Raw genomic sequence first — 14,271 nt, 5'->3', positions numbered from 1 at the left:
AGTATCATAAAATAGATACAATAAATAAAAATGGTATGGAATGTCTGTAACATTTTTTATTTATAAAGAGAGTCTATATTAGTTAAAGAAAAAATATTTCTGAAAATTATAAAAAAAATCATAAAGTATAGGTATTTTTGAAAAATAATAGTATAATATAAAGATATGTAATAAAAATATTTTATGACTAAAAGGAGGTATATTTGTGAAAAAAATGTTTAAACGAGTGATTTCGTGCATTTTATCGCTAGTTATGTTTATAGGCGTAATACCTATAAATAATTCTTATGCAGAAAATGAAAACTTGATAAAAAATCCAAGTTTCAAAGTGCACAAAGCATCAGATGGGTATTATAAAATGGATGGTTGGACCACTGGATATTGGGGATCCAATAATATTAAAGGTGGGTGGTACAATGTCCACAGCCATACGAGGCAGCTCCTACCACTAGCTATGCTTGGGAGGAACAGTTTAAGCCTATAGAAGATGGTAGTGGATTATATATCAGGAGGGTTATGGAGGATAACAAATCTAGAAACTCTAAAAATATTTACAGCCAAAAGATTGATACATCAAAAATGAAAATTGGCCATGAATACAAGATGAACAGTGATGTTAAAAATATTACCGCTAGAAATCTTACTGGTGGGGACGCAAGAGTTTTATTGAAAGGAAATAATGGTAAAATATTACATGAGAACTTTATAGATAAGAATAACTCTGGAAATAAAAATTTAGAAACCAAATTCACCTATACAGGGGGAGATTTAACTCTTGATTTAGAACATTGGTCGGTAGGTATAGAGTATATTGTTGCTTATAGCAATCTTAAATTAGAAGAAGTAGAATACAAGGTTAAATACGATGCAAATGCAACCGATTCAATAGGTAGCGTGCCTACAGATAATGGGACTTACTTAAAAGACAGTGAAATAAAAGTAAAAGATAACGAAGGAAATCTAAAAAGAGAAGGATATGAATTTAAAGGTTGGAGCTTAAATCCAAATGATACAAGTATAGTAAAAGAATTTGAAATAAAAAATGACACTACTTTGTATGCTGTATGGAGAAAACTTGGTCCAGGCAATGCTGTTTTATCAAAATCGGTAAATACTACGAAAGTTAAACGTGGAGATGAATTAATTTACACAATAAATGTAGAAAATGATGGAGAAATGGCGCTAAAAAACCTGAAAATAGAAGATGAGGTCCCTAGTCAGCTTACAAATGTTAAAATTAGCGGAATAGACGGATTATCTGTTTCTAATAATAAAATTAGCGGAAATATCGATTTAGAACCAAAGGAAAACGCTGTTTTGATAGTAAGGGGAACAGTTAAAGATGATGCTAATTTTGAAAATTTCATAAATACGGTAAAAGCTATAGATTCAGAAGGTAAAATAACTGAAGCAAAATCAGAAGGAACGACTGTAGAACCTAGAAAAGGAAAGTTAGAAATAACAAAGACTCCTAATAAAGAACAGGCAACAATTGGAAGTGAATTAATTTATATGGTAACTATAGAAAATACTGGAGAATCAAAGCTTGAGAACGTGCGAGTAGAAGATGATGTACCAGATTTCCTAGAAGCAGTAAAAGTAGTAGGAGATAATAGAATTAGTGCCACAGATAATAGAATTGAAGGAACTTTAGATCTTGATCCGGGTGAATTTGTTGCTATTGGAATAAGTGGAAAAGTAAAAAAAGATGCTTCACTAGTAGGAAGAAAATTTTCAAATACAATTAAAGCCACTGACTCAAATGGAGAACACAGTGTAACTACAGGTGAGACTGAAATAATAGAAAAAGAAGAAAAACTTATAATCACTAAGAATGTAGATAAGGAAGAAGCTCATCCAGGTGATGAATTGACTTATATGATTACATTAGAAAATACTGGAGATAGTTCATTAACAGGTGTAGAAATAGAAGATAGTGCACCAGCTGGATTAGAAAACATTACTGTCAAGAATGCTGAAGGAAATTCAGTTGATGGTATAACAGTAAATGGAAATGAAATTAAAGGAAGTATCAATTTAGCATCAGGAGAAAGTGTAACATTATTCGTGTGTGGCTTAGTAAGCAAAGATGCTGAAATAGGAAAAATAATAAAAAATGAAGTAGTTGTGACAAATCCTGAAAATGGTGACAAAATCAAAAAAGAGTCTAAAGGAACAAAAATTCTTTTAAAAACAGATGATCTTGTAATAGCAAAAACAGTTGATAAAAGAAAAGTTACGCGTGGTGAGGAATTAAAATATGCCATTGTAATGTTAAATACTGGAGAGCAAGATTTAGTAAATCTAGATGTAAGTGATATAGTTCCAGAATATTTAACTAATATAGATATAGAAGGAACTGATAAATTAGCAGTTGACGGAAATAAGATATCTGGAAAGATTGATATACCAGCAACAGATATTTTTATAATAATAGTGACAGGTACAGTTAAAGACGATGCACAATTGAATACTCCATTTAGGAATAAAGTAGTGGTTACTAATCCTAATGATACGGATAATAGTAAAGAAGCATATTCTGAAGATACAATAGTAATCCCTAAAGATGGAAAGTTGGCTATTCATAAAAATTTAGGAGAAGAGGAAGTTGCAAGAGGGGAAAGTGTAACATATACTATAACAGTATCAAACGAGGGGGAAAGTATTCTTAAAGGTGTAAAAATAAAAGATGAAGTTCCTAGTCAGCTAGAAAATGTAACTGTGACTGGTGCTGTAGGAATAACAGCGAGTGGAAACACTATATCTGGGACTCTAGATATTCAACCAGGACAAGACATTACGCTGATTGTAAAAGCAACTGTAAAAAAAGATGCAGAACTATATTCATCTTTTAAAAACAAGGCAACCGCGATTGATCCTGAAAAGCCAGACGTAGTGGAGGAAGCAACTTCAGAAGAAGGTATAATAGTCCCAAAAGATGAATTACCTGTTGTTACAAAAGAAGTTGATAAAAAAGAAGCAATAAAAGGTGATGAGTTGTCTTACAGAATTACCGTAAAAAATGATAGCGAAGCAAAGCAAACAGGTATAGAAATATTGGATGAAGTTCCAGATGGACTGGAAGACATTACAATTACGGCTCCAGAAGGAGTTACTCTTACTGAAAATAGGGTTTCTGGTAAGGTTGACATTGAACCAGGGGAAACAATTACTATAAAAATAAAAGGTAAGATAAAATCCGATTGTGAATTGCATATTTTTGGAAATACAGTTAGAGTTTCAAATCCTAAGATACCAGATGCAGTTGCAGAAAAATCATCTGGAGAAACTAAAATATTGGAGACATATAAACTAATATATGATGGAAACAGTAACACAAGTGGAACTGTGCCAGTTGACTCAAAAGATTATATAAGAGATGAAGAAGCAACGATATCAGGAAACACTGGAAAACTAGAAAAATCTGGATATGAGTTTTTAGGTTGGTCAACAAATAAAGACAGTAAAACTGCAGAATACAAAGAAGGCGATAAGCTTAAAATCGATAAAGATACAACATTATATGCAGTGTGGACTAAAGATTCTTCTGGTGGTTCAGGAGGCGGAGGAACTGGAACAATCACTCCTCCAACAACTAAAAGAGCGATAGCTGTTCTAGCCAATGGAAAGAAGTATACAGATGTACTTACAGCTACAGTCCTTGCTAATGAAAGGGACTGCCCTATACTTCTAACAGGTAAAGATAGCGTATCTGCTGAAACATTAAATGAACTTAAGAGACGTGGAATAGGAGATATAATAATATCTGGAGGATACGATTCAGTATCTAAAAAAGTAGAAGAACAGTTAAAGGGTTACAATCTGATTAGATATTCAGGAGAGGATAGATATGAAACTGCAAGAGAAATAGGAAAGGCAGTAAGAAGCTTAACTGGAAATAACGATGGATCTATGCTAGTAGATGGAACTAATTTCCCAGATGTAATCACAATATCAGCTCTTGCTACTCAGAAAAGAGTACCTATTTTGATAACAAATCCTAATAAACTTACATCAACTACAGAAAATACACTGAAAGATTGGAAAGTAAGTGATGTAATCATAGGAGGAAGTGTAAATTCAGTGTCTAAATCTATACAAGATAGACTGTCATCTGATTTAGGAATAAAATCTGTTTCAAGAATTGGTGGAGCTGATAGATATGAAACAGCATCATTAATAGGAGTTGAAGTTAGAAAAATTACAGGTAATACTAAGGATATGATACTTGTAGATGGAACTGACTTCCCTGATGGAATTACAATTAATTCATTAGCCGCGAAGTTCAAGAGTCCAATACATCTTACAAACCCAAATAAACTTACAGATATAACAGCAAAAGACATTGCTAACTGGAAAGTTGAAAACATACTTATAGGTGGAGGAGAAAGATCAGTATCAAAGGATATCTATGATGGGCTGAACATTTCTAAAAAAGAAAGAGTTTCAGGCAACGATAGATATTTAACAGCTGTAAAGATTTCTCAGAAACTTGATTATAGCAGTTTAGTAAAATAATAAATAAAATAAAGTCGGTATGGATATTTATCTATATCGACTTTATTTTTATAGATTAATATTTTTATAAAAATATTATAGTTAGACATAAAAATAACTTAAAACAGTAAGCAATAAAATGATTTGTTATTTTAATTATTTTCATATGGAAAAAAAAACTTTTATATGATAGGATATAAGTATAATTAGATAGGTGATTATAAAGGGGCAAAAAAAAACATCAGTAAGTATTACTGATGAGTATTGTCGACACTATTTACTTTAAAATCTATCATAAACAAAAAATATAAATTTAGGAGGGAAATGATGGGGTATAAAAATAAGTTATTTAGTCTTGTGCTTGCTTTTTCTATGTTAGTATCTTCTATTGGTGTATCTAATACATATGCAGATACTCAAGAAGATGCTTCACCAGTGAGTTCAAGTGAATCAGTAGCGACAAGCGCTGACTTTACAAAAACAGAAATTACAAAAGTAGATTCTTCTGAAGGTCAAAAGATTTTTAGTGAATCTACACCAAGTGAATCTGTAGCAAACGAATCAGGAACATCTGCAAAAGTTTTAGCCACAAGTGAAGATGAAACAAATGGTGACTCTAGTAATAGTGAAGCTAATAACAGTGAAGAAAAAGATGTAAGTAGCAGCGAAGAGAAAACGGATTCTTCAAAAAAAGGTGAAGAGCTTACAAATGAAGATTCAAAAGCAGTTACAACTACAGTAAGTGAAGGTGATGGAACTGCTACTGGTAAAAAAGAAAACGCTGTTAAGAGTGATGTGAAGTCTACGGACACAATAGTAGAAAAAGAGAATGGTGAAATTGATAGAAAAATAAAAGAGGGAGACTTCTTTATAAATATCAAAGAAGCAATACTAAATAGCGCTGGAAATATAGTTGGTTGGATTGATGGTATAATAGCTGGACTAAATATTGAACCAAATGAAGATGATCTAGAACAAGAGGATTATTCACTTGACATACAAGAAAAAAATTCTGAAATAAAGCCGACAGAAGATGGGTTATCAGGTACAGTACAAGCAAACATTTCACCAAATCCAGAAGGAACAAGCTATTATAAAGTTGAAGAGTCTGAAAAGTATCAAAAGAGAGAAATAGTAGATGGCGTAGAAGGAAGTCTATTATATTATGATGAAGATGGTAATGAAACAACTGAAAAGACTGATAAACCTGTACTAGTAGACGGTCCTTTGCCAGGTGTGAAGTATGATAAAACTGTATACTACTTAAAATATGTAGATGGAGAGTTGGAGAGTATAAAAGTAGTAAAATCTGGTGAAACAAATCCACTTGAAGACTTGAAAACATATGAAACTTCTGAAATTTTAGAAAAAACTAATGTTACATCACGATGGGATGATGAAGACAGTCCAGGTCCTTTTGAAAAGCTTCAAGAATTTGCAAATAGTTTACCAGGTGTAAGTGGGAATGTATTTGACGCATTAAATGATTTTATTCATGAAGATAATAGATTGCAATTTAATAACGAGTTTGATATTCCAAAGGATGAAGTAGAAGTAAATGCAAATAAAAACCTTACAGGTAAAGATTTAACTGATGGAGAATTTGAATTTGTAGTGAAAGATAAAGATGGAAATATAATTTCTACTTCAAAAAATGATGCTTCAGGAAATGTATCATTAGATATACCAGTTAATAAAGAAGGTGAATTTGAATACTACATTAGTGAAGTTGGTGGGAATAATTCTAGCATAGAATATGACGGAAAAATTTATAAAGTAGTAGTTCAAGTAGGGTTTGATAGATTAACTAACACATTTAGAACAAAAGTAGTTTATATGGATGCTGATGGTAATACTTTGGATCCAAACAAGGTTCCAGAATTTAATAACAAATATACACCACCAGTAACACCGCCGGTAACACCACCAGTGACACCGCCAGTAACACCACCAGTAACACCACCGGATGAACCAAAAGTGCCGGATGAACCAAAAGTGCCGGATGAACCAAAAGTGCCGGATGAACCAAAAGTACCAGAAACACCAGAAACACCAGAAACACCATCTGAAAAAGTAGTTCATGCTAACGTTAAGTCTAGTACAGGGTTAGCAAAGACAGGTACTGCAAGTATGGCCTACATGACTATTTCAGGTTCGTCTTTAATAGCGGCAGGTGTATATTTACTTAGAAGAAAAAAATAATTTAAATTAATTATAAAGCAAATTTAAAAAATAAAGATAGTATTTTTTAGCGTTGATGAAATAAAAAAATCCACGAAAGTTTAGAACTAAAAGGATAATATTATCATCAACGCTATTTTTCAGTGTGCGTATTAATAAATATAAAACAGTGGATAGATATAATATAAAATTATTATATTATTTTAAAAAAGACTTTAAACGAATAAGTAAGAGGTATAATTAAAAAAATATTTAAGGAGTGGTAGTATTGAATAAAAAAAGTATAATTTCTTTAGTGCTTTGTATATCAATGTTGTTTCAAGCAATAGGTGTATCTTTTAGCGTAAGTGCTGCAGAACAAGAGAATGTATCTCAATATGTTACAAAAAATGGAGAATTCAAATTATTAAAAGAGGGATCTACAGAAAAAGTAAATATATGGGATGAAAATGGAAATCAAACGGAAAAAATAAGCGTAGGTGACTCAATATTTTTTGAATATAATTGGAGTGTTTCTCCTGAAAATATGGAAAATATAAGGAGCGGAACATATTTTAATGTAAAGCTTCCAAGTCAAGACTATATAACAATTCCGCATTTTAACGGAGAACTTAAAGATAGTCAGGGAGATATAATTGGTACATACGATGTAGTTAATAATGAAATAATAGTCACGTTTAGTGATGCAGTAAACGAGAAAAGTGAAATAGTAAATGGATTTTTTAATTTCTCAGGAATTGTTTCAAAAGGAGGAGATAATATATACATAGGTGAGAAAGATAGTGAAGAAATAGTTATAAATATAGAAGAAAAGGAAACTCCTCCAGGACCTGTAGATCCAGAAAAGGGTCCAAGTGAAGAAAAGATGAAAGACGAAGAATTACCTTTTAAAAAAGTTGGTAAGCAAGAAGGAAACAATAATATGTTAAGTTGGAATATGACTGTAAACTATAGGGAATTATATAATTTAGTTTCAAATAATCCAGTAGTAGATGTCACTCCTAAGTCGAATGTTTTATTAGAAGATATATTACCAGAGGGAGTAAATGTGAATTATCCTGTAAGTGGTAGTGAATTTCCTACATATAGCTTATTAGTTCCTGTATTTGCACCAACTCCAGAAGGTGAAATGAGTGGATATGCAGCTACATATTTGCAAAAAAAAATGGAAATAAAAACTCCTAGTGAAGGTCAAAGTTACGAAGATTTCAAAGAAATTATTAGAAAATCGCAAGTACCTACTATGGGAATTTTTGAAAATAAAGTTTTGATTGGTTTTGGAAATTTGCCAGGAAATGGTGATACATATTATGGTCTGGCGGGGAGTAAAGCAGAGTTTGAAAATACTATTGATCATAAAGTAGAAATAGGACATATTACAAAAGATCAGGCAGATCGCATGAAAGAAGTATACGGTCCAAATGGTCCAACTGGAGGTAAAGTATTAGGATACAGTGCCACTGTTTACACTGTAGTCACAGGAGATAGTGGTACTTATAGAAATGATGCAACTCTTGAATGGGATAATAATTCAGAAGAAAATGCTGGGATTGATATTAAATTTGTTAAACATGAAGCAGGAGTAGACACAAACACAAGAATAGATGTACAAGCTTTAAAAGTTTGGAATGATTCTGATAACAAATACGAAAAACGACCAACTGGAATAAATATTCAGTTGTTTGCTGATGGAGAAAAAGAAGGCGAAGTAATCAATTTAAATGAAAGTAATAACTGGCAATATAAGTGGGAAAACTTATATAAATATAGGCAAGATGGATCAAAAGAAATTATAAAATACGAAGTGAAAGAGGTTGATGTTCCACTAGGATATAATCAATAAATAACATCTTCTACTGAAGAAAAAAGTATTAATTTTACAATAACAAATACGTATATAGAGCCAGTAACAGTAAACTTAGAAGGAACGAAGTCATTAGAAGGAAGAACACTAGAAAATGGAGAATTTGAATTCATTCTAAAGGATAAAGATGGAAACGAGATCCAAAGAGTTAAAAATGATGCAACAGGAAAGTTCTCATTTGGAAACATCTCAATATCAGAAGCTGGAGTATCAAATTATACAATATCAGAAGTGACAGGAAACCAAGCAGGAATAACATATGATAAGTCAATCTACAATGTAGAGGTGACAACAACATTAGATAATGCTACAAACAAGCTAGTAACAGATGTAAAATACTTCGATGCAGCAGGAAATGATATAACGAAAGTAGAGTTTAACAATAAGTATACAAAGCCAGAAGGCGTAACAGTAAACTTAGAAGGAACGAAGTCATTAGAAGGAAGAACACTTGAAAATGAAGAATTTGAATTCGTTCTAAAGGGTAAAAACGGAAACGAGATCCAAAGAGTTAAAAATGATGCAACAGGAAAGTTCTCATTTGGAAATATCTCAATATTAGAAGCTGGAGTATCAAATTATACAATATCAGAAGTGACAGGAAACCAAGCAGGAATAACATATGATAAATCAATCTACAATGTAGAGGTGACAACAACATTAGATAATGCTACAAACAAGTTAGTTACACATGTAAAATACTTCGATGCAGCAGGAAATGATATAACGAAAGTACAATTTAACAACAAGTACATAGCTCCAAAAACAACAGAAATAAAAATAGGAGTTGAAAAAGAGTTAAAGAGTAGGGCACAAAAGGCACGTGAATTCAGATTTTTATTAGAGGGAGAAACTGATAATACAGGTAAAATTAGAGAGTTAGCTACTAATAATATATCTGGAGATGCTTTATTTAAAGATATTGAATTGAAAGATGTAGGAAAATATATTTACAAAATAACAGAGGTAAAAGGAAAAGACAGTAAAATCAAATACGATAAGTCTGAATACAAATTAATAGTAGATGTGACTCTGAACTCTACAACAAATGAGCTAGAAGCCAAAGCAACATTAGAAAAAATAGTAGAAGGTGGACTAAAAAAAACAACAGATGTATCTGACCTTCAAAATATTAAAGTTAAGTTTATCAATTATTATGGAAATGCTATAATTGATGCTGATAAAAATAAATAATAGCATTAAGCTAATATAAATTAATAATATTTTATAAGTATTATTATAAAATCATAAGTTTACACTTTATAGCAAAGTCGGTATGGATATTTATCTATATCGACTTTATTTTTATAAAAATATTACAAAAGGCTACACTATAACACCATAGTTTATTATTATAGTATTATAGTGATATGGAGGTGAGTAGATGAATGCATTTAAGACAAAAGAGGTTGCAGATATTATAGGTGTACATCCAAATACAGTAAGATTGTATGAAAAACTAGAATTAATACCAATTGCAAATAGGCAAGCTAATGGATATAGAGTATTTACTGATTTTCATATTGAACAGTTTAAATTGGCTCGTATGGCTTTTGAGATAGAGATTATTCAAAATGGATTAAGAAAGAAAATTATAAATATAGTTAAACTATCAGCGAGTAAAAATTTTGATAAAGCTATTGAACTTACAAACGAATATATAGATCAGATTAATATAGAATTAAAAAATGCAAAAGAAGCGGTTAGTATAGTTGAAAGTATATTAAGCAAGAAAAAACAAGAAAAATTAGAGCCTGAAGACAAAGTTGCTTTAGGAAGAAAACAAGTTTCTAATTACTTAAATATTTCAATGGATTCTCTGAGAAACTGGGAAATGAATGGTCTTTTGTCTATTAAGCGAAAGGAAAATGGATATAGAGTGTACACAAGAAAAGATATAGAAAAACTAAAGATAATTAGTTCACTTAGGTGTGCAAATTATTCTTTGGAGTCTATTTTAAGGTTATTGAATAAAATATCAGTTAATCCTGGTACTGATATTGAAATAACTTTGAATATACCTAAAGAAGATGAGGATATTATCACTGTATGTGATAGATTGATGATTTCTCTAAATACAGCAAAGAAAAATGCAAAAAAAAAATGCTTAAAAAACTAGAAGAAATGAAGATGAAATTTTAAACCCTACATTTTACCACCAGTCTTTTTATTGGTGGTATTATTTTAAAATAAAGGAGGGGATTGCAGATGAAAAATGTTATAAAAGTTGAAAACTTATCAAAATCATACGGAAAGCAGAAAGTATTAGATAATGTGAGTTTAAAAGTTAGTGAAGGTGAAAATTTTGGATTATTAGGAGACAATGGTGCAGGTAAGACTACTACAATAGAGTGTATTATAGGTACGGAATTATTTGATAATGGAGAAATATCTGTATTGGGTATGGATCCAAAGATTAGTCGTAAGGAGCTGTTTGAAGATGTGGGTGTACAATTTCAAGAGAGTAGCTACCAAGATAAAATAAAAGTTGAGGAATTATGTGAAATTACGATATCCCTTTATAAAAACACTTTAGACTACAAAGAACTACTCAAAAAATTTGGTATAGACAATAGGATAAATAACTATGTAAATGAGTTGTCAGGAGGTCAAAAGCAACGATTGTTTATCGTATTAGCACTGATACCAAATCCTAAAGTGGTGTTTTTAGATGAATTGACAACAGGTCTAGATGCTAGAGCAAGAAGAGAAATATGGAAGATATTTTTGGAATTTAAAAAGGATGGTATGGCAATTCTTTTGACATCACATTTTATGGATGAAGTTGATAAGCTGTGTGATGTTATATGTATTTTAAAAGACGGGAAAATAGTATTTTATGGATCAGTATACGAAGCTATAAAATCAAGTCCTTATAATAATTTAGAGGAAACATATCTATGATATACAGGAGAGGAGAATTAAGATGAGAACTTTTAAATCTATGTTAAAGACAGAGTTAAGATTATCTATTAGAGGAATGGATATGCTTATTTTTGCGATATGTATGCCTCTTGTTGTTTTGGTAATACTAGGAATTATATATGGTGACAAACCAGCATTTGATGGAGCTAAGTATTCTTTTTTTGAGCAGTCATTTGCTGCAGTTTCTACAATTGCTATTTGTGCAGGTGGGGTGATGGGACTGCCTCTAGTAGTATCGGATTACAGAGAGAAAAAAATATTAAAAAGATTTAAAGTAACTCCTATAAGCCCATTAATGATTCTATTTGTACAGATAACTATATATGCTTTGTATTCAGTTGTATCACTTATATTACTGTATTTAACAGCAAATGTTTTCTTTGGATATCAGATACAAGGATCTATTGTAGGATTTATTTTATCATTTATATTTTTGATGGTTACTTTATTTAGCATTGGAATGATGGTGGGTGGAGTTGCACCTAATAATAAGGTTGCTGGAGTTTTAGCTAGTATATTATATTTTCCAATGATTATATTTTCAGGAGCTACTCTTCCATATGAAGTAATGCCAAAAGTATTACAGAAAATGTCTGATATAATGCCGCTAACTCAAGGTATAAAATTGCTAAAAGCAACTTCATTAGGAATGGATATAGGAAATAATTTTATGGAAATTACAATTATGTGCGTAATCTCACTAACTTGTAGTATAATTTCTATTAAATATTTTAAATGGGAATAAAAGTATAATGATAAAAAAGATGTAACTGTGATTAGTTACATCTTTTTAGATACTAATAAAAATCTGCGAAATCTTTATATTGATACATTTTAACTGATTTGAAATATGAAATAACGAAAGCAGGTATGCAAGATAATGTCAATAAAGTACTAGCTATAGTAAGAATATAGTCATTTTCTACAAGAACTAATTTGGGATCAAAAAGTGAAATAACTAGTATAATTAAGTATGCAGCTACAAATAATAAAAAGAAACACAATAGTATCGAAAGCGTTAATACCCATTCTTTTTTTCGTGTACCATGCTTTATTGTCAGAGGGTAAGCAAATGAAAAGAAGTACAAAGATAAAAATAGACCATTGAAAATTTCACCTGAATAGCTAAGTATTTCTATATTGCCTATAGTTAGATAAGCAATTATTACAGTTACTAATGACATAGAAGTGGCAATTAGTAGAGTAATTAAAAATATCATATATTTAGACAAAACTATAGAACTTCTCTTCGCTGGAAGAGTGACTTCATATTTATTCCAGTCTCTACTTTCCTCATCTATAATTAAATTAGAACTAGTGTAAACAAATAACAAAAACTGTAGAAGTATTGCAATATCTATAAATGATTTTTCACCAAAGAACATTACAAATAGAATAAGTAATATTGAAGAGTATAGTGCGCTCTTTATATTGGGTAGTATAGAATACCAATTATTTAAAACTAAACCTTTCACAATTATCCCTCCCTATTAACAAGTAATAATAAGACTTCATCAATGGAGATGCTGTCAGTAACTATATCTTTATATTTTTTCTTAAAAGATGATTTATCTTTTACTAGTACATCTGTTTGATATCCTCGTTTTCTGTGAGATATGATATCTTCCTTGTATACGTTTTTGAATTGTTCAGTTTTACATCTTGCTATACCGTATTCGTAAAGTAGAGTATCTTTTTTTTCTGTTAGTATTATTTTTCCGTTTTTTATAAAAGTGATATAATCGGCAATTTTTTCTAAATCACTTGTTATATGAGAAGATATAAGAATTGAGTTAGATTCATCTTCTACAAAATCTAAAAATAAATCTAAAATTTGTTCTCTTACAACTGGGTCTAATCCAGAAGTAGCTTCATCCAACACTAGTAGCTGCGAACCATGTGACATAGCTACCGCAATAGATAACTTCATAGTCGTTCCCTTAGAAAATTCTTTTATTTTTTTGTTTTCAGGAATATTTAATTTTTTAACCAACATATCAAATTGATTTTGATCCCATTGTTTATATATATTAGACATTATACGAGATAACTTCTTTGTAGTTATATCTGGTGAAAAAATAGATTTGTCCAATACAACTCCTAATTTTTCACGAATATCAATATCCTGGTCATCCATTTCTTTTCCTAGTATTTTTATAGAGCCACCATCTATTCTAAGTAAGTTTAATATAGAGTGTATTGTAGTAGTTTTACCAGCTCCGTTTTCTCCGACGAATCCAACAATGCTACCTTTTGGAACATTGAAAGAAACATCTTTCAATTTAAAGTCCGAACCTGCATAAGATGCAGTGAGATTGTTAACTTCTAAATTGTATTCCATTTTTATTCCTCCTCATAAAAAATAGTAAGAAGTTCTACTAGTTTTTCAAATTTTATACCGCTTGTTTTGGCTGTCTCAGTAGCAAGAGATAAATATTCCTCTATTTTTTTTAGCTGTTCTTCTTGAATAAAATCTTTGTTTTGAGCTGAGATGAAACTTCCTCTCCCTACTGTTGTTTCAATAAGACCATCGCGTTGTAGTTCTTCGTAAGCCCGTTGCACAGTAATAACACTTACATGAATTGTCTTTGCTAGTGAACGCATAGACGGAATAGGATCGCCTGTCTTTAATTCACCGTTCATTATCATTGTTTTTATCTGTGAACTAATTTGTTCATAAATAGGCTTACTTGTATTAGAGCTAATAATAATTTCCACAAGTATACCTCCTAACCATACCGTACTATAATGTACTTATTGATTAAGTACATTATAGTACGGTATATATATATTGTCAATAAATT

Annotated in this window: 12 protein-coding genes; 8 read left to right on the top strand and 4 right to left on the bottom strand. The window is 30.8% G+C overall.

All coding sequences use genetic code 11. The features are described 5' to 3' along the window. The first annotated feature begins 226 nt into the window (after positions 1–226). The 4 genes from C0982_RS05860 to C0982_RS05845 all read left to right on the top strand — a co-directional run bounded on the left by C0982_RS05860 (position 227) and on the right by C0982_RS05845 (position 8,521). A complete protein-coding gene (locus C0982_RS05860) occupies positions 227–484 on the top strand; it encodes a hypothetical protein (RefSeq protein WP_145994501.1) in 258 nt (85 codons plus the stop codon). A 32-nt stretch (positions 485–516) separates the two neighbouring features. Further along, a complete protein-coding gene (locus C0982_RS05855) occupies positions 517–4,518 on the top strand; it encodes a cell wall-binding repeat-containing protein (protein ID WP_101773326.1) in 4,002 nt (1,333 codons plus the stop codon). Positions 4,519–4,824: 306 nt separating this feature from the next. Beyond that, on the top strand, positions 4,825–6,699 hold the full coding sequence (locus C0982_RS05850; protein ID WP_180946887.1) for a Spy0128 family protein: 1,875 nt from the start codon (positions 4,825–4,827) through the stop codon (positions 6,697–6,699). Between the two features lie 247 nt (positions 6,700–6,946). Further along, positions 6,947–8,521, top strand: coding sequence for a Cna B-type domain-containing protein (locus tag C0982_RS05845; protein WP_101773324.1), 1,575 nt, complete (start codon positions 6,947–6,949; stop codon positions 8,519–8,521). Here the strand turns inward: C0982_RS05845 and C0982_RS10520 are convergent. After that, on the bottom strand, positions 8,515–8,730 hold the full coding sequence (locus tag C0982_RS10520; protein ID WP_207653233.1) for a hypothetical protein: 216 nt from the start codon (positions 8,728–8,730) through the stop codon (positions 8,515–8,517). The genes C0982_RS05845 and C0982_RS10520 overlap by 7 nt on opposite strands. On the opposite strand from C0982_RS10520, the gene C0982_RS05840 reads away from it, so the two are divergent. From C0982_RS05840 to C0982_RS05825, 4 genes are all read left to right on the top strand, one after another. Then, complete coding sequence (locus C0982_RS05840) at positions 8,654–9,736, top strand: Spy0128 family protein (protein WP_242961521.1); 1,083 nt, start codon at positions 8,654–8,656, stop codon at positions 9,734–9,736. The genes C0982_RS10520 and C0982_RS05840 overlap by 77 nt on opposite strands. 190 nt (positions 9,737–9,926) lie before the next feature. Then, entirely contained in the window at positions 9,927–10,661 is a 735-nt protein-coding gene (locus C0982_RS05835; protein WP_101773322.1) for a MerR family transcriptional regulator, read from the top strand. 89 nt (positions 10,662–10,750) lie between these two features. Next, on the top strand, positions 10,751–11,446 hold the full coding sequence (locus C0982_RS05830; RefSeq protein ID WP_101773321.1) for an ABC transporter ATP-binding protein: 696 nt from the start codon (positions 10,751–10,753) through the stop codon (positions 11,444–11,446). Between the two features lie 22 nt (positions 11,447–11,468). Continuing rightward, positions 11,469–12,212, top strand: a complete 744-nt coding sequence (locus C0982_RS05825) for an ABC transporter permease (RefSeq protein ID WP_101773320.1) — start codon at positions 11,469–11,471, stop codon at positions 12,210–12,212. 52 nt (positions 12,213–12,264) lie between these two features. Here the strand turns inward: C0982_RS05825 and C0982_RS05820 are convergent, their stop codons facing one another. Genes C0982_RS05820 through C0982_RS05810 form a run of 3 tightly spaced genes read right to left on the bottom strand, consistent with a single transcriptional unit; the run spans position 12,265 to position 14,185 of the window. Then, the gene (locus C0982_RS05820; protein WP_180946885.1) at positions 12,265–12,942 is read right to left on the bottom strand and encodes an ABC-2 transporter permease; all 678 of its coding nucleotides are present in this window, start codon (positions 12,940–12,942) and stop codon (positions 12,265–12,267) included. A 2-nt stretch (positions 12,943–12,944) separates the two neighbouring features. Next, the gene (locus C0982_RS05815) at positions 12,945–13,808 is read right to left on the bottom strand and encodes an ABC transporter ATP-binding protein (RefSeq protein ID WP_180946884.1); all 864 of its coding nucleotides are present in this window, start codon (positions 13,806–13,808) and stop codon (positions 12,945–12,947) included. Between the two features lie 2 nt (positions 13,809–13,810). Then, a complete protein-coding gene (locus C0982_RS05810) occupies positions 13,811–14,185 on the bottom strand; it encodes a GntR family transcriptional regulator (RefSeq protein WP_101773317.1) in 375 nt (124 codons plus the stop codon). Positions 14,186–14,271: the final 86 nt, after the last annotated feature.

Source organism: Peptostreptococcus faecalis, from assembly GCF_900240845.1.
In the GTDB taxonomy this organism is placed as follows: Bacteria; Bacillota; Clostridia; order Peptostreptococcales; family Peptostreptococcaceae; genus Peptostreptococcus; species Peptostreptococcus faecalis.
The sequence above is the reverse complement of the archived record's forward strand: the minus strand, read 5'-3'. Positions and strand labels throughout refer to the sequence as shown.